Genomic DNA, 19,323 nt, shown 5'->3' with positions numbered 1-19,323 from the left:
TTGGCCGAGCAGCGCACACCTGGATTCTTGAATTATTTTCTTGTGGGTGAGCATTTTCATCGTTTTGTCACCCCCGGATGGACCGGTGATAAGTATGGTTATGCACATCAAGAACATTGGGGGATGATTTGGGTGTTTGCCGCTTGTGGTATTTTCCCTTGGAGTCTTTTAGGTGCTGCCTGGTTTGTAAAATACCGCAAAACCTTGCCGTCGCTGTTTCGTGATGGCGATGGTTGGTTGGGCTATCTTTTTCTGTGTACGGTTGTTCCCTTATTCTTTTTTACCTTTTCAAGCAACATTATTTACACTTATGTATTTCCTTGTTTGCCAATGTTTGCTTTGTTTTTCACGGAATATTGGGTACGCGCAGGAGCCATGTTACGCGCAAAAAAATTAGTTTTGGGCTTGTCTTTAGTTTGTGGTTCGATCTTTGTTGTGGCCACTGTACTTTTTAATGTGATGCCTGATGCCGTGTCTAAAACACAAAAACCAGTAATTGCCGCCTGGTTAAACCAAGATCCTGCGCAGGGGAGTGATTTAGTGTATTGGGATTACAAAACCGAATTTTCCGCGCAATTTTATGCTGCAGGTAAAGTTCATTTTGCGCAGAGTAAAAACGAACTTTGTCATTTATGGGCAAATAAAGCGGAAAATTATGTTGTAATTTACGTGGATCGGATGGCAACGATGCCCTCTGATTTATTAGCGCAAATGACGCCAGTTCAGAAAATTATAGCCAATAGTCGACCCTTAATCTTGTTGCGCGGTTCTACTTCCAGTTGTTAGGCATTGAGCTCTATGAGGGCGGTAGTAATTGCTGGTGAATTAAATACCTACGATTATTGTTCAATAAAGATACCAATTTCGTTTGGATTTTGATATACTCTAGCGCAATTTTTAAGCCATAATGTGAGGAGTAACCGTGTCGCATTCTGTTGCAGTAGATTCGAGAGCTTTTGTACCTCGTGGTGACCTGATGGCTTGGGTTGTATGTCTGTCTGCTGGGTTGTTTTTTTTGTACGAATTTTTTCAGCTCAATATTTTTGATGTAATTAATCAACCGCTACGCGATGATTTTCACATTGATGCGACGCAATTAAGTTGGATGTCCAGTGCTTATTTATGGGCAGATATTCTTTTTCTGCTCCCGGCTGGAGTTATTCTCGACCGTTTTTCGACACGGACAGTTATCTTATGGGCCATGCTCCTTTGTGTTCTTGGTACCGTAGGTTTTGCGCTTACTGATTCATTTATTCTTGCCTCTTTTTGCCATTTTCTTTCTGGAATTGGCAATGCCTTTTGCTTTTTATCTTGTGTTGTTTTGGTCGCTCACTGGTTTCCGCCAAGAAGACAAGCTCTGGTTATTGGTTCTTTAGTTACTATGGCCTTTATTGGTGGCATGATGGCACATACGCCTTTTGCTTATCTTTATGAACTGTTTGGTTGGCGTCGTGCCTTATTAATAGATGGGGCTGTTGGTGCGATGCTATTGCTGTGGATTTCTTGGATTGTCCGCGATCGACCTGAAGGCGCTCCAGCAAAAAGCCAAAGCAATCAAGGACAGATTATTGCTGGATTTATTCATGCTTTGTCTAACCCACAAAATTGGTTTGCTGGTTTATTTACCTCATTTCTTAACTTACCAATCATGGTCTTGTGCGCTTTATGGGGTGCTAGTTACCTGCAAGTAGTGCATCACTTATCGGAAATGGCAGCCAGTAATGTGGTAAGCCTGATTTTTATGGGTAGTGTTATTGGTTGTCCACTAGCTGGCTGGTTGTCTGATTCACAGGGGCGTCGTAAACCATTAATGGTTGCCGGTGCTGTGGCCACATTAATTACCGTACTTCCTTTATTTTTACACATCGCTCTTTCGCAACTGATGCTGAGCATTCTCTTTTTTGCCTTAGGTTTTTTTACGAGTACCCAAGTAATTTCTTATCCTTTAATCGCTGAAAGTAATCCTGCTGAAAATACAGGGGCTTCTACTGGAATTGCCTCTGTAATTATTATGGGGGGAGGTGGCATTGGGCAAGTATTATTTGGTTGGCTAATGGCGCACCATGCAGAAACAGCAGTAACAACTTACACTGTTGCTGATTTCCAATTTGCTATGTGGATGTTTCCCATAACCGCCATTGTGGCTTTAATCGCCGCATTATTGACCCGCGAAACGTATTGCAAACGCTAAAAATTTGAGGAGTGAGAATGCACATGGTGGATGAATTTCAAGAATACGAGGATTATAAATCGTCGTTGTTGCCCTGGATGGTCTGTTTTGCAGCAACCTTATTCTTTTTTTATGAATTTATCCAAGGAAATATGTTTGCCTCTATTGCTGCAAACATTATGCAAGATTACCAAATTCAAGCCGATAAAATGGCTTGGCTATCAAGCATCTACTATTTGTCCAATGTTTTGTTTCTTTTTGTCGCAGGCATGGTATTGGATCGTTTTTCCATTAAGAATACCTTACTTATAGCGATGTTTTTGTGTGTGGTTAGCACTTTTTTGTTGGCGCATTCTCATTCTTTTTATCTGGCCTTACTTTCGCGATTTATTACCGGTATTGGTAGTGCCTTTTGCTTTTTAGGTCCGGTACGCTTGGCATCGCATTGGTTTCCACCGAAACGCATGGCTTTAGTGACGGGAGCAATCGTCACCATGGCAATGGCCGGAGGCATGTTGGCCCAATATCCGCTAACCAAATTAGTAACGATGGTGGGTTGGCGACAGGCCGTGCAAGATGTAGGAATCCTTGGTTTTGTGATGTTGATACTTATGTTTTTCTGGATCAAGGAACGACCGCAAGTTGCGGTAAAGAAAGTAGGCAAAACAATAGATGTGCTTTCTGCGGCGAAAAAAGCTTATCTTAATACTCAATACATTCGCGCTGCTTTTTATGCCAGTTTAATGAATATGGCGATTGCCGTATTTGGCGCAATGATGGGTACACTTTATTTGGAGCAACGTTTAGAGATTAGTGCTGAGCATGCAGCAATGATTAATGGTATGTTGTTTTTAGGCGCAATTATTGGCTCACCTTTGGTGGGTTGGATCTCCGATAAAATGGGCGTACGAATTCTTCCTATGAAAATGGGGGTTCTAGCCTCTTTGTTGACTGTCTTAGCCGTGCTCTATCTTCCTGTTTCGTTAACGATGATGGCAGTTTTGTTTTTTCTCTTAGGCTTATTTACTTCTGCTCAAGTGATTAGTTACGCCCTGGTGGCTGAAAGCAGCTCACCGGTAATGACGGCAACGGCGGTGAGTGTTATTTCAATATTGACCCAAGGTGGCTATATTATTTATCAAAACATGTTTAGTTATTTATTAACGAACCACAGTGGCATGCATTTAGTTCATGGAACGCCGGTGTATTTGTTAGATGCATATCAACATGCAGCAATTATTTTACCTTTAGGTTTATTAATTGCGTTTCTCATGCTATTAGGTTTAAAAGAAACACGTTGCCAACAGATTGAGGATTAAGCATGACCGGGCGAGTTTGTATTTTATTGATGGATTCTTTTGGTATTGGCGCCAGTCTTGATGCGGCTCGTTATGGCGATGCGGGTGCTAATACGTTTGTACATATTCATGAAGTATGTGCACGTGGTGATGGCGACAAAGCTGGATTACGTCAAGGACCATTAACCATACCTAATCTGGCAAAATTAGGTCTTTATCATGCGGCTTTAGCCAGTTCTGGATTGCGCTTTGTTGAATTATCTGCTTTTGCTGACCCTGTGGGTTATTATGGCTATGCGGTAGAGCAAAGCTTGGGCAAAGATACACCGAGTGGGCATTGGGAAATAGCTGGGGTGCCAGTTACTTTTGAGTGGGGGTATTTCCCTGAGCAAGCTAATTGTTTTCCCAAAAAATTAATTGATGCCTTTATTGAACGTGCCAGTTTGCCTGGTGTTTTAGGCGAAAAGCATGCTTCAGGAACAACCATTCTTGATGAATTAGGCGAAGAACATCTGCGTACGGGCAAACCCATTGTATATACCTCCGCGGACAGTGTGTTCCAAATTGCTGCTCATGAGGAACATTTTGGTTTAGAGCGCTTATATGCCATTTGCGAGATTGCACGCGAGCTTGTCGATGAATATCAGATTGGCCGTGTGATTGCACGTCCATTTGTCGGTGAGCCTGGCTCATTTAAACGTACGGGAAATCGTAAGGATTATGCAACTTTGCCACCGGCAAAAACGTTACTTGATTATTTAAAAGATGCGGGTCGGGAAGTCATTGCCTTGGGTAAAATTGCAGATATTTATGCGCATCAAGGGATCACACAAACCATTAAAGCTGATGGTAATATGGCTTTGTTTGATGCAACATTAGAGGCCATGAAAACTGCTCCTGCAGGGAGTTTAGTCTTTACTAATTTTGTGGATTTTGATTCCTCTTATGGTCACCGACGTGATGTAATTGGCTATGCGCATGCACTGGAAGTGTTTGATGCACGCTTGCCTGAATTAGAGGCTTTATTAAAACCCAATGATCTTGTTGTTATTGCGGCGGATCATGGTTGTGATCCTACCTTCCCGGGTTCCGATCATACACGCGAACATATTCCTGTCTTGGTTTATGGACCTAGTCTCAATAGTCGCTTTATTGGTCGACGTGATACCTTTGCCGATATTGGTCAAAGTATTGCGCAACATCTGGAATTACCTGGTTTAGCGCATGGCGTGTCTTTTTTAATTTGACCCCATTGTTTTTTTATTTTTCATCCCCATTTAACCTTTCAAGTACTGTTGTGTAAATACCATCCATTTAGCAAAGGGATGGTGTTTACACCATAATTTTTAGCCTACATTGAGGATTTAACTTTGGAACAATTTCGTGGGACAACTATCCTTTCAGTAAGACGCGGAAACCAGGTCGTTATTGGTGGTGATGGTCAGGTTACTTTAGGTAATACTGTGATGAAGGGTAATGCACGTAAAGTGCGAAGGCTCTATAAAGAGCAGGTTATTGCTGGCTTTGCTGGTGGCACTGCAGATGCGTTTACTCTTTTCGAACGCTTTGAAAGTAAACTGGAAATGCATCAAGGTCATTTGGTGCGTGCCGCAGTTGAACTCGCTAAAGATTGGCGCACTGATAGAATTTTACGTCGTCTTGAAGCTGTTCTTGCCGTAGCCGACAGCAAGTCATCGTTGATTATCACGGGTAATGGCGATGTGATTGAGCCGGAAGAAAGCTTAATTGCAATTGGTTCTGGTGGTCCTTTCGCTCAGGCAGCCGCTCGTGCATTGATGCAAAATACTGATTTATCTGCCGTGGAAATAGTCCGTAAAGCACTGACTATTGCCGGTGATATTTGTATTTACACCAATAATAATTTAACCATAGAAGAGTTAAACAATGACAGCAAATAATAGCATGGTAATGACTCCGCGTGAGATTGTTCAAGAATTAGATAAGCACATTATCGGTCAAGATGATGCAAAAAGAGCCGTTGCTATTGCCTTACGTAATCGCTGGCGCCGTATGAAAATTCAAGATCCTGTTTTACGCAATGAAATAATGCCTAAGAATATTTTAATGATTGGGCCAACAGGCGTGGGTAAAACGGAAATAGCACGGCGTTTGGCTAAATTAGCGCATGCACCTTTTATTAAAGTAGAAGCAACCAAGTTCACCGAAGTTGGCTATGTTGGTCGTGATGTAGATTCTATTTTACGTGATCTTGCAGACATTGCTATTAAGCAAGAACGTGAATGGGCGATGAAAAAGGTAGAACATTTAGCCGAAGATGCGGCAGAAGAGCGCATATTGGATGTGTTATTGCCTCCTGCACGTGGTAGTTTAACATCTAGTGATAAAGACAGTACCGCAAGACAAGTATTTCGTAAGCAATTGCGCGAAGGTTTACTCGACGAAAATGAAATTGAAATAGAAGTGTCGGCAACGCCAGTTGGTATTGAAATTATGGCGCCTCCGGGAATGGAAGAAATGACGAGTCAGTTGCAGTCTATGTTCCAACAAGTGGGTACTCATCGCACGAAAACACGTAAAATGACCATTGCTAAAGCCATGAAAATTTTACGCGAAGAAGAAGCATCTAAATTAATTAATGAAGATGACATTAAGGTTCGCGCCATTGAAAGCGTTGAGCAAAATGGTATTGTTTTTATTGATGAATTAGACAAAGTAGCGAAGCGTTCTGAAGGCGGTGGTGGTGATGTGTCGCGCGAAGGGGTACAGCGTGATCTATTGCCTTTAGTTGAAGGGACCACAGTTTCAACCAAATACGGTATGATTAAATCCGATCATATTTTGTTTATTGCTTCTGGCGCATTTCATGTCGCTAAACCTTCAGATTTAATTGCTGAGTTACAAGGCCGTTTACCGATTCGCGTTGAATTATCTGCGCTTTCGGTTGAAGACTTCGTACGCATACTCACTGAACCTACGGCTTCACTGACCTTACAATACAGTGCTTTGATGGCAACAGAAGGGTTAACGCTGAGTTTTGATGAATCAGGAATTCGCCGTATTGCTGAGGTTGCTTGGCAAGTTAATGAGCGCACTGAAAATATTGGTGCTCGTCGCTTGTATACGGTTATGGAGCGTTTATTGGAAGTCGTTTCGTTTGAAGCTACGGATAAATCAGGAGAGGCTGTGCATGTAGATAAAGCCTATGTGGAGAAGAACTTGGGGCAGCTTGTTGCGGATGAAGATTTAGCACGTTACATCCTTTAATTGAGCTTGTTGGATTCTTGTTTTGTTCAAAACTCCTTCCGTTTCTTGAGGAAAAGTATTGTAGGCAGGATTGCAAATCCTGCCTACAATACATCCCCTACTCTGCGCCGTTAATTTTTATATTTTTTCAACGAATTAATTTTTGAGTTTGTTATACTACGCCCATCAATATGGGGGTATGTATCCCGGCGTTTAAAAAATATCATGGAGTTAATTGATGTCAGATCCTTACATTTTAGTTTTATTTTATTCAAAAACGGGTTCGGTAGCCCAATTAGCCCAGTATATCGCGCGCGGGGCAGAACGTGTTTCTGGAATGGAGGCACGTTTGCGTACCGTTCCCCCTGTTTCTACCACCTGCGAAGCAGTAGATAAGGTTGTTCCCGATAAGGGGGCACCTTACGCCACTTTGGATGATTTGCGTCACTGTCACGGATTGGCTTTGGGTAGTCCTACACGTTTTGGCAATATGGCCGCTCCGTTGAAATATTTTTTAGATGGTACCTCTTCTTTATGGTTGGCAGGGGATTTGGTGGATAAGCCAGCATGTGTATTTTCCTCTTCTGCCAGTATGCATGGGGGGCAGGAAAGTACCTTATTAAGTATGATGCTCCCCTTACTCCATCAAGGGATGGTTTTATTAGGGGTGCCTTATTCGGAGCCTTCATTAAATAATACCCTAACTGGTGGTACACCTTATGGGGTAACGCATGTTTCTGGTGTAGCGAATGATCGGGCTTTAAGTGAAGATGAAATCACTTTAGCTAAGAATTTAGGTGAGCGTTTGGCGCGAGCCGCTCTTAAATTGAGTAAATAGAATGAAAGTAATAAGTTTTAATGCAAATGGTATTCGTGCTGCAGCACGTAATGGGTTTTATGAATGGCTTGTCGCACAGGATGCTGATTTTGTCTGCATTCAGGAAACTAAAGCTCAGCCTGAGCAGTTACTTCCTGAAGAAATGTATTATCCACGTGATTATTTTTGCGATTATTATTCAGCACAAAAAAAAGGATACAGTGGGGTGGCTATTTATGCTCGGCATAAACCAACCCGTATTGTAAAAGGCATTGGTTATGATTATTGCGATAATGAAGGGCGTTATATTCAATTTGATTATCCAAAACTGAGTGTGATTTCGCTTTATTTGCCCTCTGGTACCAGTGGTGATGGGCGTCAAGAGGTGAAATATGACTTTCTTGAGCAATTTGCTAAGCATTTAATTCAATTAAAAAATGAGGGGCGAGAGCTCATTATTTGTGGAGATTATAATATTGCCCATAAACAGATTGATTTAAAAAACTGGCGCAGCAATCAGAAAAATTCAGGGTTTTTACCCGACGAACGTGCTTGGATGGATAAGTTGTTTGGTTCTATGGGCTTTGTTGATGCGTTTCGCGTGCATAATCAAGAAGAAGAGCAATATACCTGGTGGTCCTATCGTAGTCGTGCCTGGGAAAAAAATGTAGGCTGGAGAATTGATTATCAAGTAATTACCCCAGGACTTAGCGAACATGTTATTGACAGTCGCATTTTTCGTGAAGCACGCTTGTCCGATCATGCTCCATTTATGATTGAATATAAAGGAGATTGGTGTGTTTAAATTAGCCAGTTGGAATGTTAATTCATTAAAAATTAGATTGGATCAGGTCTTGGCATGGATGGAAACGTCGCAAATGGATGTTCTTGCTTTGCAGGAAACTAAGTTGCTGGATGAGAATTTCCCTGCGGCGGCCTTTATTGAAAAAGGCTATCACATTGTGTATTCAGGACAGAAAACATACAATGGTGTTGCCATCATTAGTCGCTATCCCATTACGGATGTGATGACTGATGTTCCTGATTTAGCCGATCCGCAACGACGAATTTTAGCGGTGACCGTGGCGGGAATTCGTTTGATCGATTTATATGTTCCTAATGGTTCAGAACTGACTTCAGATAAATATCAATATAAATTGCATTGGTTGCAAAAAGTAACGGCATTTATTCAACAACAAATGAGTATTTATCCTAAAGTGGCTGTCGTTGGTGACTTTAATATTGCGCCAGAGGATCGCGATGTCCATGATCCGCTTGAATGGCAAGATTCTGTGCTGGTCAGTCCTCCTGAGCGAGAGGCTTTTGCGGCGTTATTGCAATTAGGATTGTATGATAGCTTTAGAAATTTTGTGCAAGCAGAACAGTCTTTTAGTTGGTGGGACTATCGTGCGGCTGGTTTTCGACGCAATCGAGGTTTGCGTATTGATCATGTTTTATTGAGTCAGGAATTAAATGTTTTATGCAGACAGTCTTGTATTGATGTAGAACCACGCAAGACAGAAAGACCCTCTGATCATGCACCTGTATGGGTTGAATTAGAGCTTGCAGTTTAGTTTTTACACCTGAATCTAATAAATCGGTGCAAAATAGACTATAGTAAAGAATAGGTTAGATGTTAGCATCTAATTTAGAGACTGTTGCCCTTTCTACTATTGGTCAATATGAGTCGATTATCTGTGCACTGATATGTATATACTTGATGTATGCTTTGTTTTGGTGCGCAAAAATCAGCCGGTTTTGGCTCAATCTAGCGAAATGGCAATAGATCCTAGACGAGAAAAAATTGCTTTGCAGAAATTTTTCTGCTATTGTTTCGCGTCATTTGTATAGAATATGGTGCTTGGCAATAGGGTCCAGGTGGCGATATTCCTATTGAACTATAAGAGAGTAGTATTATGAAGGCAGCAATACATCCAAATTATGAAGTAGTTAAAGTTACTTGCAGCTGTGGTGAAGTGTTTGAAACTCGCTCTACACTGTGCAAAGACTTAAACATTGAAGTATGTTCACAATGCCATCCTTTCTACACTGGAAAGCAAAAACTGGTTGATACTGGTGGTCGTGTACAGAAGTTCCGTGATCGTTACAGTCAACGTTCTGGTAAAGTTACATCGAAAGACGAAGAATAGTAGGGGTTGTTGACGTTTTGACTTAATTTAGCGAAATGTCAATAAACCTTAGTAGCGCGCGCCGTTGGGCGCGCCGTATTAATTTATTGAAAAGTTGTTATCAACGTGATAATTTTTTAATGAGTTGTCAGGGCTGTTAGCAATTCAGTTTTTTCCTCAATTAGTATTCTTCCTGCGACTTACACCCCGGAAATAGAAGTTAATTATTAGATCATTAATCTAATACCTACTTCGAATGAGTCGTGGCATGAAAAAAATTGATGCCGGGTTTTGCTAACCCTTTTTATTTTGGTTTTTATAGAGAGTAAGCACTTTGGATAATGAAGTTTTAAAACAATCTGCATTGGATTATCATGAATTTCCTGTTCCAGGAAAACTCTGCGTTCACCTTACTAAGCCAACTAACTCTCAGACTGATTTATCTTTGGCCTATACGCCTGGAGTAGCTGCGCCAGTACTAGCTATCGCTGAAAATCCCGAAAATGCTTATCGTTACACCAATAAAGGTAATCTTGTTGCCGTGATGACTAATGGTACCGCGGTGCTTGGCCTGGGTGATCTGGGGCCACTGGCCAGTAAGCCGGTTATGGAAGGTAAAGCTGTCTTATTTAAGCGTTTTGCCGATATTGATGTCTATGATATTGAAATTGATGCCTATGACCCACAAGCATTTATTGCAACAGCAAAGCGTATTTCGCCTACTTTTGGTGGTATTAATTTAGAAGATCTTAAAGCTCCTGAATGCTTCGAGATTGAACAGGCATTGATTGAACAATTGAATATACCGGTATTTCATGACGATCAGCACGGTACTGCTATTGTTATTGCTGCTGGTTTATTAAATGCACTTGAATTACAAAAAAAGACATTGTCTGACGCAAAAATCGTCTGTATTGGTGCCGGTGCAGCAGGTATTGCTTCGATGCGCTTACTGGTTGCTTTAGGTGCAAATAAAGAAAATATGTTGTTGTTGGATTCCAATGGTGTTATTCATTCAGGACGTACAGATCTTAATGCTTATAAATTTGCGTTTGCTCGTACTACGGATTGCCGCACGTTAGCGGATGCTTTAGTTGGTGCGGATGTCTTTATTGGTGTTGCGAAACCTAATTTGTTAGATGCTGATTTATTAAAATTAATGGCACCTAATCCGGTTATTTTTGCATTATCAAATCCTGATCCGGAAGTCAGACCTGAAATGGCGCACAAAATACGTGATGATTTAGTGATTGCTACTGGACGTAGTGATTATCCCAATCAGGTAAATAATGTATTATGTTTTCCATACATCTTTCGTGGCGCATTAGACGTCCGCGCTACGTGTATTAATCAATCTATGCAAATTGCAGCAGTTGAAGCGATACGTCAATTGGTGCATGAGCCAGTTCCCCAGGTAGTGAAGGACAATTACCCAGGTGTTACAGATTGGGAGTTTGGTCCTAATTATATTATTCCAAAACCCATTGATCCACGTTTAAAAGAGAGAGTTCCCGCTGCTGTGGCTGATGCCGCAATGATAAGCGGTGTGAGTCAAATTAAAATAAAGTAACTTCTTAGGTTGCTATCCCGAATGCAGTAGAGGATCTCCTGGATGATGCCTTGTGGCGAATTAACGAGGTTCTTTATTGCTTGTTGGAATGACTAACCAAGAAGTTAAAATAAAGAAGAGTTGTGGAATGCCCTTATTTTAGGAGTGCTACACGCTTTTGCTTAACCCAAATAGTTAAGGAGATGACTTTGCTTTCTGAGAATCGTAAGAATTACGCAATAATAGGATGGTTTATTTGTGCTCTTGGAGCAATTTTCTACAGTTACGAATATTTACTGCGAATTGCACCGAGTGCGATGGAATCATCCTTGCGTGAACACTTTAATTTATCCGCTACTGGTTTTGGACATATTTCATCTGTTTATTATTATGCATATGTGCCAATGCAGTTGCCTGTGGGCTTATTATTGGATCGTTATGGTCCCAGAAGACTTTTAACGTTAGCTTGTTGTATTTGTGTTATGGGTACCTTTCTTTTCACCGGAACAGCAAATTTCTGGATCGCTGCTTCAGGGCGTTTTTTAGTCGGTTTGGGCTCGGCATTTGCCTTTGTGGGGGTTTTGAAACTGGCGACCATTTGGCTACCAGAGAATAGACTTGCTATGGTTTCGGGAATGACTGCAGCTCTAGGTACTATTGGCGCAATGTTAGGCGATAATTTTTTAGAGATTTTTGTTGAAAAATTAGGCTGGGTTAAAACGCTTAACCTAACGGCTGCTTTTGGTATCGTCTTAATCTTTGTTTTATGGGCTGGCCTTCAAGATAAAAAAGGTCGTCATCGCCAAAATGGTACTGTTGCGACGTTTAAAAAAGGCTTAATTGATTTAGGTATTATTGCGCGTAATAAGCAAATTTGGGTTAATGGTATGTATGGTTGTTTAGTTTATCTACCAACGACTGTTTTTGCTGAATTATGGGGTATTCCTTATTTAAGACATGCTCATGGTTTTTCATCTCATGCGGCAGGTTTAGCCAACTCTCTGCTTTTCTTGGGATTTACTGTAGGTGCTCCATTAATGGGTTATATTTCTGACCGCTTGGAACGCAGAAAATTCCCTATGTTTTTGGGGGCTAGTGGCGCGGCGATTGTCATGCTAATCATTTTATATGCCCCAGGCTTGACTGAATCAAATATCCAAGTGTTGATGTTTTTACTCGGTCTTCTCTATAGTGCACAAGCTATTGTCTTTGCTGTAGGTCGCGAATTAAGTCCTGGAGAAGCGGCGGGGACTGCCATGGCGCTTACTAATATGATCGTGATGTTCGGTGCTATGTTACTGCAGCCGTTAGTAGGCTATTTACTCGACTTTAGTTTAGCCTCAAGGACAAAGGGTATTGAAGTTACAGGTGCGGTTGTTGATAATGTCCATAGATTGTATGCTGTCGGTGATTATCAATTTGCATTAGCAGTTATACCGCTAGGTATTCTGATTGCTGCTGTGTTGACCTTCTTTTTAAGAGAAACTTACGCTCACGTAGATAAATAAAATGATGACTACTAGAAAACAAATGCTATTGGGTACGTTCATCTGCTTTGTTGGAGCAGTGTTCTACTGTTATGAGTTTATTTTACGTATCATACCTGGTGTGTTACAGACTGAACTGAGTATTGCTTTAGGCCATATTTCAGCAACTACTTTTGGCCAGATTTCCGCACTCTACTACTTTGCTTATTCACCCATGCAAATGCCTGTAGGAATGCTGATGGATCGTTTTGGGCCAAGAAGGTTGCTTACTTTTGCCTGTATTTGCTGCACCATTGGTTCATGGATGTTTACCTTAACTTCCTCCATGTTTTTGGTGGGGGCTGGCCGATTTTTGGTAGGCTTTGGTTCATCCTTTGCCTTCGTCGGGGTACTGTCTTTGGCTCTGCACTGGTTACCAAGGCGGTATTTTTCTTTAGTTGCCGGCTTAATGACGACCTTAGGGATGTTGGGGTTGGTGTATGGCGAAGTAAAAATCACTGAATGGTCTGAGAGTGTTGGCTGGGAACATGTTTTGTTGTTCATTGCCGTTATTGGTTCTGGTCTTAGTGTTTTGATGTTATTAATTGTTCGTGATGGTCCTACTGGCCATCAGTCCAATAAACATCCATTGCCGGAATTTTTCCGTAACGTTCTGAAGGTATTGATGGCCCCAGAAGTTTGGTTGATTGGTTTGGTTGGGGCGTGCTTATATACTTCATTATCTGTATTTGGTGAGTTATGGGGCAAGACTTATTTAGAACAAGCACACCATTTAACTAAAGTCGAAGCAGCAAAAACAGTATCGGCGGTATTTTTAGGCTGGGCAGTAGGCGCACCGGTTGCCGGTTACTTATCTGACCGTTCAGGAAGAAGATTATTACCTTTGGTTGTTGGGGCAATTTTATCTTTGATTTGTATTAGTCTGGTATTGTATTGGCCTGGCTTGTCTTATGTCAGTTTGAATGTGTTACTGTTTTTATATGGTGTATTTAGTGCTACTGAAATTATTGTCTTCATTATGGCTAAAGAATGCAGTGGTGCTCAATTATCCGGTACAGTATTTGCAGCAACCAATATGATTGTGACTCTGGGTGGCGTGATTTTCCAACCTTTGGTTGGAAAATTATTAGATACTTTTGGCGACAGTGGCATCGTTGGTGGGGAGCACATCTATACGGTAGTCGATTATCAGGTTGCTTTATCCATACTGCCTATTTCATTGCTCATGGTTACTATTCTTGCTTTCTTTATTAAAGAGCAACCTGCTCATTAAGAAAATCCCTTTACTCCCAGTAATGAGCATAGGTGTTAAGTTAAGAAATAAAAGCCCATAAATGCCTTCCAGACCCATTCGGGCTGGGGAGGCATTTATGCTGTCTCGAAGCCTCGTGCCAATACTAGGGGCTGTTGCCCTTTCTACTATCTTGGCCAAAATGAGTTGATTTTTTGTGCTCCGATGCGCACATAACAGAACTCTTTGAATACTCGCTTAGTAAAAATGCCATCGATCCCTGCCAGCATCTTTTGACATGTACATTGCCATATCTGCTTTTTTCATTAATTCAGCTGCATCAAGGCCATTATTTGGATAAATAGCTATTCCTATGCTGGCAGTAATTTGTAACTGTTGATCTTGAAGAGACAGAGGTTTTTTCACAATTTTGAGAAATTTATCTGCTAGAATAGCGGCATCCTGAGGCGATGAAATTTCAGTTAAAATGATGACAAATTCATCACCACCAGTACGGGCAATAGTGTCTTGACTACGTACAGAACAACATAATCGTGTACTCATTTCTTTAAGAAGTTTGTCACCCGCATCATGTCCCAGGGTATCGTTGACATGCTTGAATTTATCTAAATCTACAAACATGAGCGCCATAAAGCGATGATGATGTTTTGCGCTGGCAATTGCCTGGTTAAGCCTATCTAGTAGCAATTGTCTATTGGGAAGACCGGTGAGTATATCGTGATAAGCAAGCTGATAAATCTTTTCTCTGTTTATTATGCGCTCATTAATGTCTTCAACTTGCAAGATGAAATAAATGGGTTCTCCAGAAGTAGTATCGCGCAAAATAGAGCGTGTAACTTGTATCCATGAGATCGTACCGTCTTTCCTGATTTGCCTTTTCTCAACATGGTAAGAACTATTCTTACCTTCTATTAACTTGCGAGTATTTTCTAATTCAAGAATCAAATCCTCTGGGTAAGTAATTTTTTGAAAGGTCAGTTGCTCAAGCTCTTCTTTCTTGTATCCAGTGATTTCACAAAGAGCCCGGTTAACCAATAAAAATTGTCCCTCAAGAGATTGAGTTGCCATACCAATTGGAGCATGGTCCATAATATTTCGGAAACGTTCCTCACTTTCCAGCAGCGCACGCTCAGTCCGTTTTCGGTCTGTAATATTAAACATGGTCGAGCGATTCATTACATAACGCCCTCCCGACTCTTTATTTCCAGAGGCACTCATTAATATCGTAAAAGTTGAACCATCTCTGCGAGTTAACTCCATCTCTACATCATTGAGAAATCCTTGCTCTTTGAATTGCGAGGCATTTTCTTGATAAATACGTAGGGAGGCAGGTGTCAGTAAATCAGAAAATTTCATTTTCCCGATAATTTCATCAGCTCTGTATCCTAACCAATTCAACTCGGTATTATTTATTCTTGTAAAAAAATCATTGGCATCTAGCGAATGATAGCCGCATGGTGCATTTGCATAAAGATCAGCAATTTCTTCCATCGATTTTTGCAGTTTTTCAGTAACAGTTTTGCGTTCACTAATGTCTTCTACCTGTGCAATGAAATATAAGGGGGTTCCTGTTAGTTGATTTCTCAACAAAGAGCGTGTTACTTGTACCCAAATAACCTTGCCATCCTTACGCACATAACGTTTTTCTATTTGGTAGGAACTGGCCTTGCCTTCTAGCAGATGTTGCACTTTGGCAAAGTTAGTGGATAAGTCTTCCGGATAAGTAAGTTCTTGATAAGTGAGTTTTGTAAGTTCTTCTTGATTGTATCCGGTAATCTTACACAGAGAGGAGTTGACCTGGATGAAATGGCCATCGATTGATACAGTTGCTATTCCAATCGGAGCATTATCTACAATATTTTGAAAAAGCTCTTTACTTTGACGCAAGGTTTTTTCAATCTGCTTACGCTCAGAAATATCTTCAACTTGAGCAATAAAATAGCTCGGCATCCCCGTTGTCGAATCGCGCAAAAGAGAACGTGTGACTTGTACCCAAATAGTCTTATCATCTTTTCGAATATAACGCTTTTCTAAGCAGTAAGAATGAATTTTACCCTCCAAGAGTTGTTGTACGTTGGCAGTATCAATAGTCATATCTTCGGCATAGGTGAGCTTTTTATAACTCATATTCTCCAGCTCTTCTTTCTCATAGCCCGTAATGTGACAGTAAGCCTGGTTTACTTTTAATAGCTGACCGTCAAGCGATATGGTCACCACACCCACTGGCGCATTATCTATAACATTGCGGAAAAGATTTTCACTTTCTTGCAATGCTTTTTCGGCTTGTTTACGAGAGGTAATATCTTCAATTTGAGCAATAAAATAAAGTGGTTTTTTGGTGATGGGATTTCTCATAATAGAGCGTGTCACTTGTACCCAAATAATCTTATCATCTTTTCGGATATAGCGTTTCTCTAATCTATAAGATTTAACTTTATTGTTTAGTAATTGTTGAATATTGAAATCATCGATGGCGCAATCTTCATTATAGGTAAGTTGCTGATAACTCATTGTTTCAAGTTCACTTCGTTCGTATCCAGTTATTTCTGTGAACGCTTGGTTTACCTGCATAAAGTGACCATCAATAGATAGAGTTGCAATTCCAACAGGAGCATTATCTACAATATTATTGTAAAGATCGTTGATTTCATTCGAAAAATTAATGGGTTCTTTTGATATTTCCATTGCTGCAATCCTTTTTCATATTAATCAATTCAGCTCCAATGTAATAAACCATCCTATCCACTAAACTTGTAATTTATAATTACTAGTTTAGTATTTAAATTGACTGTTTGAAACTGGATGGAACATTCACAAATGAATATTAACGTATTAGGTATAAATATAGCTAAAAATATTTTTCAACTTCATGGCGCTGATAAACATGGTAAAAAATATTAAAGGAATGAATAGAGCGTGGCCAATAAATTGAATATATTGCTAATTTACCTTGGCGTTGTCGAATAAATCAAATTAAGAAAAAAGATTAATTTAATCGGACAATTTTTATTTCACTTTTACAGAAATGGGCATATCCCGTGAGGCCATGTGCTGCGGCTTCTGTAATTTTTTATAATTTAACACCCATGCCTCTTGGAGAGAAGGGCGTTTTAATTAAATATGGCAATTAACTCTTTTACTGGCTGGCGCAAAGCGGTTTGGCAGTTGATAAAACGTGCTACTTGAAAACTCTTAATTTCAGCTTTTCGATAATGATAGCGGGTAAATTCGGTATCGTGATTGGATAAAATGACAGGGATTCCTTTGGCAGCAGTTTCCTTGGCTAGCTCACTGAGTTCAATTTGATCTTCAGTTGTAAATAGTTTTTGTGTATAGGGTAAAAGTCGGGTCTTCTCTGACAGCGGGACATAAGGAGGATCACAATAAATCACATCCCCCCGCTCCGCATATTCAAAAGTTTTTCTAAAATCATGATGAATAAATTGTGTCATTTGACTTTTATCATGGAACAGGTGCATTTCTTTGCGTGGAAAATAAGGCTTGCTATAAAGTCCAAAAGGGACGTTATATAAGCCTTTTGAGTTGTAACGGCATAAGCCATTATAACCATGGCGATTTAGATAGAGAAAAAATGCAGCACGTTGCAGGGTATAAGGTGTCTGATTAAACTCAGCCCTTATTTCGTAGTAGCGTTCTTTGCAATTGAACTCTGGACTAAAATAATTTTGGCATTGCTCAATAAATGCCACACCTTCTTGGCGCAGTGCCGTAAAAAGATTAATTAAATCCAGATTACTTTCTGCTAACAGATGGGCTGAGTAATTGGTGTTCATAAAAACAACACCAGAACCAGCGAATGGCTCTATTAAGCGCTTGCCCTGGGGCAGAAAGGGAAGAATCTTATCTAGACAGTTATATTTACTACCTGCCCATTTAAGAAATGGTCTTATTTTTATCATAATTATGTCATGCTGAATCCAGAGGGAAGTATTGCTTATTTCTAAGAAAAAAAACAGAATTTTTACAATTTTCCTGCATAATGTTTAATCCCTAATTAGGCTCTGTTACTGCTCTTTATTATTTATTAATAAACACATATGGTGCTTTTGATTTTATTACTGCTAAATAATGAGCGGCTAATTAAACGATTTACTAATGATTACCATAAAAACCCCATGTCATTTAGTACGAAAGTAACGAATGCCTATTTTCTTTTGGGAATGACAATATTACTAACGAGCAACCGATAGAGATTGCCATTCACGTATAAAAATTTGCATATCCTTGAGATAGTCCTATAATCATAATGATTACTTTTTAATCAGATGGATGAAGCAAAGAATAAGGAGATTGATATGAAGATCAAAGCATCAGTTACTGGATTAATATTCGCTACTAGCATGATTGCAGCGGCTGGGCCAAGCCAGGCAGCAATGGTTAAGCACGGACAGTTTTCAGGAACAGGATGGCACATGGTTCCGAAAAGTTCTGGTATTAAACCTGCGGAAAACTGGCAAGAATATGCAAGCGGGGTTTATACTCAGCCCATTACCGGAAAAAATCCATTCTTACTGGGGCAATAGATTCGGTTTTGAATTGTCTTAATGCGAGTAATGGGGTTCTTTTTTATCCCGCAGACAGCCTCTGCGGGGTTAATTCAAATCTTCTGCAAATCTTTATTTACAAGAGCGGCATTTGCACCTATTATTGATTTTTGTTTCAAAAATCAATTGAGGGGTTCATGAGTCAACGTGGGGGCAAACGAGAAGGCGCGGGGCGACCTTCTGGATGTGGTAAATACGGTGCAGAACCTACCAAAACCATACGTATACCCATTTCTCGTCTTGCTGATATTCATGAGTTATTGGACCAAGAATCTAAAACTCCGGTACTGCCACTTTATTTAAGCAAGGTGCAAGCGGGTTTTCCTTCTCCAGGAGATGATTATATCGATCGCTATTTGGATTTAAATCAGCAATTGGTACAACATCCTGCTGCGACTTTTATTGTCACTGCAACCGGCGATTCCATGACCGATGTAGGGATTCATTCAGGCGATATGCTGATTGTTGATAAAAGCCTGGAGGCGCAACATGGAAAAATAGTGATTGCTGCACTTAATGGCGAGTTAACGGTTAAGCGTTTATCCAAAATACGAGGACGGGTGCAACTGCTTCCTGAAAATCCTCGATATAAACCTATTGATATTACCGATGAACAGGATTTGGTGATTTGGGGCGTGGTTATTCATGTCATTCATAGCTTTTTGTAAGTTGATAGAGCAGGCACAATGTTTGCTTTAATTGATTGTAATAATCTTGTGCGACGTGAAAAGTCGTCTAACGGACTGTTTTAGACAAAAGGACTTGGATAAAACCAACTGTTCCACCGGTTGTACCCTAGGGAGTGGTGCGGTGAGGTAACAAGCCGTATAG

The 19,323-nt window shown here is 40.4% G+C and carries 16 protein-coding genes and 1 pseudogene; 15 read left to right on the top strand and 2 right to left on the bottom strand.

The features are described 5' to 3' along the window. From LDG_RS10295 to LDG_RS10235, 13 genes and pseudogenes are all read left to right on the top strand, one after another. A pseudogene (locus LDG_RS10295) lies at positions 1 to 786 on the top strand (dolichyl-phosphate-mannose--protein mannosyltransferase); the annotation flags it as partial. A gap of 136 nt (positions 787 to 922) precedes the next feature. Further along, the gene (locus LDG_RS10290) at positions 923 to 2,191 is read left to right on the top strand and encodes an MFS transporter (protein WP_040535372.1); all 1,269 of its coding nucleotides are present in this window, start codon (positions 923 to 925) and stop codon (positions 2,189 to 2,191) included. Positions 2,192 to 2,208: 17 nt separating this feature from the next. Next, a complete protein-coding gene (locus tag LDG_RS10285) occupies positions 2,209 to 3,489 on the top strand; it encodes an MFS transporter (RefSeq protein ID WP_006871279.1) in 1,281 nt (426 codons plus the stop codon). 2 nt (positions 3,490 to 3,491) lie between these two features. Continuing rightward, positions 3,492 to 4,715 carry a phosphopentomutase gene (locus LDG_RS10280; RefSeq protein WP_006871278.1) on the top strand — a complete coding sequence of 408 codons (1,224 nt, stop codon included), beginning with the start codon at positions 3,492 to 3,494 and terminating at the stop codon, positions 4,713 to 4,715. A 123-nt stretch (positions 4,716 to 4,838) separates the two neighbouring features. Further along, positions 4,839 to 5,387, top strand: a complete 549-nt coding sequence (gene hslV, locus LDG_RS10275) for an ATP-dependent protease subunit HslV (protein ID WP_006871277.1) — start codon at positions 4,839 to 4,841, stop codon at positions 5,385 to 5,387. A gap of 4 nt (positions 5,388 to 5,391) precedes the next feature. Then, entirely contained in the window at positions 5,392 to 6,714 is a 1,323-nt protein-coding gene (gene hslU / locus LDG_RS10270) for an ATP-dependent protease ATPase subunit HslU (RefSeq protein WP_199484685.1), read from the top strand. Between the two features lie 217 nt (positions 6,715 to 6,931). Further along, positions 6,932 to 7,531, top strand: coding sequence for an NAD(P)H:quinone oxidoreductase (gene wrbA / locus LDG_RS10265; RefSeq protein WP_006871275.1), 600 nt, complete (start codon positions 6,932 to 6,934; stop codon positions 7,529 to 7,531). A 1-nt stretch (position 7,532) separates the two neighbouring features. Next, positions 7,533 to 8,315, top strand: coding sequence for an exodeoxyribonuclease III (locus LDG_RS10260; protein ID WP_006871274.1), 783 nt, complete (start codon positions 7,533 to 7,535; stop codon positions 8,313 to 8,315). After that, a complete protein-coding gene (xth, locus tag LDG_RS10255; protein ID WP_006871273.1) occupies positions 8,308 to 9,084 on the top strand; it encodes an exodeoxyribonuclease III in 777 nt (258 codons plus the stop codon). The genes LDG_RS10260 and xth overlap by 8 nt, the downstream gene beginning before the upstream one ends. A gap of 342 nt (positions 9,085 to 9,426) precedes the next feature. Beyond that, on the top strand, positions 9,427 to 9,660 hold the full coding sequence (rpmE, locus tag LDG_RS10250; protein WP_006871271.1) for a 50S ribosomal protein L31: 234 nt from the start codon (positions 9,427 to 9,429) through the stop codon (positions 9,658 to 9,660). A 313-nt stretch (positions 9,661 to 9,973) separates the two neighbouring features. Then, positions 9,974 to 11,209, top strand: coding sequence for a malic enzyme-like NAD(P)-binding protein (locus LDG_RS10245; protein ID WP_006871270.1), 1,236 nt, complete (start codon positions 9,974 to 9,976; stop codon positions 11,207 to 11,209). A 188-nt stretch (positions 11,210 to 11,397) separates the two neighbouring features. After that, entirely contained in the window at positions 11,398 to 12,696 is a 1,299-nt protein-coding gene (locus LDG_RS10240) for an MFS transporter (RefSeq protein WP_006871269.1), read from the top strand. Between the two features lie 4 nt (positions 12,697 to 12,700). Continuing rightward, positions 12,701 to 13,948 (top strand): MFS transporter, encoded by a 1,248-nt coding sequence (locus LDG_RS10235; RefSeq protein WP_199484684.1) that lies wholly within the window; start codon positions 12,701 to 12,703, stop codon positions 13,946 to 13,948. Positions 13,949 to 14,164: 216 nt separating this feature from the next. On the opposite strand, the gene LDG_RS18525 is transcribed toward LDG_RS10235, so the two are convergent. Beyond that, positions 14,165 to 16,612, bottom strand: a complete 2,448-nt coding sequence (locus LDG_RS18525; protein ID WP_006871266.1) for a PAS domain S-box protein — start codon at positions 16,610 to 16,612, stop codon at positions 14,165 to 14,167. Positions 16,613 to 17,037: 425 nt separating this feature from the next. Then, on the bottom strand, positions 17,038 to 17,847 hold the full coding sequence (locus LDG_RS10225) for a DNA adenine methylase (RefSeq protein ID WP_006871265.1): 810 nt from the start codon (positions 17,845 to 17,847) through the stop codon (positions 17,038 to 17,040). 396 nt (positions 17,848 to 18,243) lie between these two features. On the opposite strand from LDG_RS10225, the gene LDG_RS10220 reads away from it, so the two are divergent. Beyond that, complete coding sequence (locus tag LDG_RS10220; protein WP_006871263.1) at positions 18,244 to 18,471, top strand: hypothetical protein; 228 nt, start codon at positions 18,244 to 18,246, stop codon at positions 18,469 to 18,471. Positions 18,472 to 18,629: 158 nt separating this feature from the next. Next, positions 18,630 to 19,160 carry a LexA family protein gene (locus LDG_RS10215; RefSeq protein ID WP_006871262.1) on the top strand — a complete coding sequence of 177 codons (531 nt, stop codon included), beginning with the start codon at positions 18,630 to 18,632 and terminating at the stop codon, positions 19,158 to 19,160. Positions 19,161 to 19,323: the final 163 nt, after the last annotated feature.

The sequence above is a fragment of the Legionella drancourtii LLAP12 genome (assembly GCF_000162755.2).
Classification (GTDB): domain Bacteria; phylum Pseudomonadota; class Gammaproteobacteria; order Legionellales; family Legionellaceae; genus Legionella; species Legionella drancourtii.
The sequence above is the reverse complement of the archived record's forward strand: the minus strand, read 5'-3'. Positions and strand labels throughout refer to the sequence as shown.

Bases quoted from the DNA above. Each gene is read 5' to 3' on its own strand.
- LDG_RS10285 (WP_006871279.1), top strand. From the start codon at position 2,209: ATGCACATGGTGGATGAATTTCAAGAATACGAGGATTATAAATCGTCG.
- rpmE (WP_006871271.1), top strand. From the start codon at position 9,427: ATGAAGGCAGCAATACATCCAAATTATGAAGTAGTTAAAGTTACTTGC.
- LDG_RS10220 (WP_006871263.1), top strand. From the start codon at position 18,244: ATGAAGATCAAAGCATCAGTTACTGGATTAATATTCGCTACTAGCATG.
- LDG_RS10235 (WP_199484684.1), top strand. From the start codon at position 12,701: ATGACTACTAGAAAACAAATGCTATTGGGTACGTTCATCTGCTTTGTT.
- LDG_RS10215 (WP_006871262.1), top strand. From the start codon at position 18,630: ATGAGTCAACGTGGGGGCAAACGAGAAGGCGCGGGGCGACCTTCTGGA.
- LDG_RS10280 (WP_006871278.1), top strand. From the start codon at position 3,492: ATGACCGGGCGAGTTTGTATTTTATTGATGGATTCTTTTGGTATTGGC.
- LDG_RS18525 (WP_006871266.1), bottom strand. From the start codon at position 16,612: ATGGAAATATCAAAAGAACCCATTAATTTTTCGAATGAAATCAACGAT.
- LDG_RS10260 (WP_006871274.1), top strand. From the start codon at position 7,533: ATGAAAGTAATAAGTTTTAATGCAAATGGTATTCGTGCTGCAGCACGT.
- wrbA (WP_006871275.1), top strand. From the start codon at position 6,932: ATGTCAGATCCTTACATTTTAGTTTTATTTTATTCAAAAACGGGTTCG.
- hslU (WP_199484685.1), top strand. From the start codon at position 5,392: ATGGTAATGACTCCGCGTGAGATTGTTCAAGAATTAGATAAGCACATT.
- LDG_RS10225 (WP_006871265.1), bottom strand. From the start codon at position 17,847: ATGATAAAAATAAGACCATTTCTTAAATGGGCAGGTAGTAAATATAAC.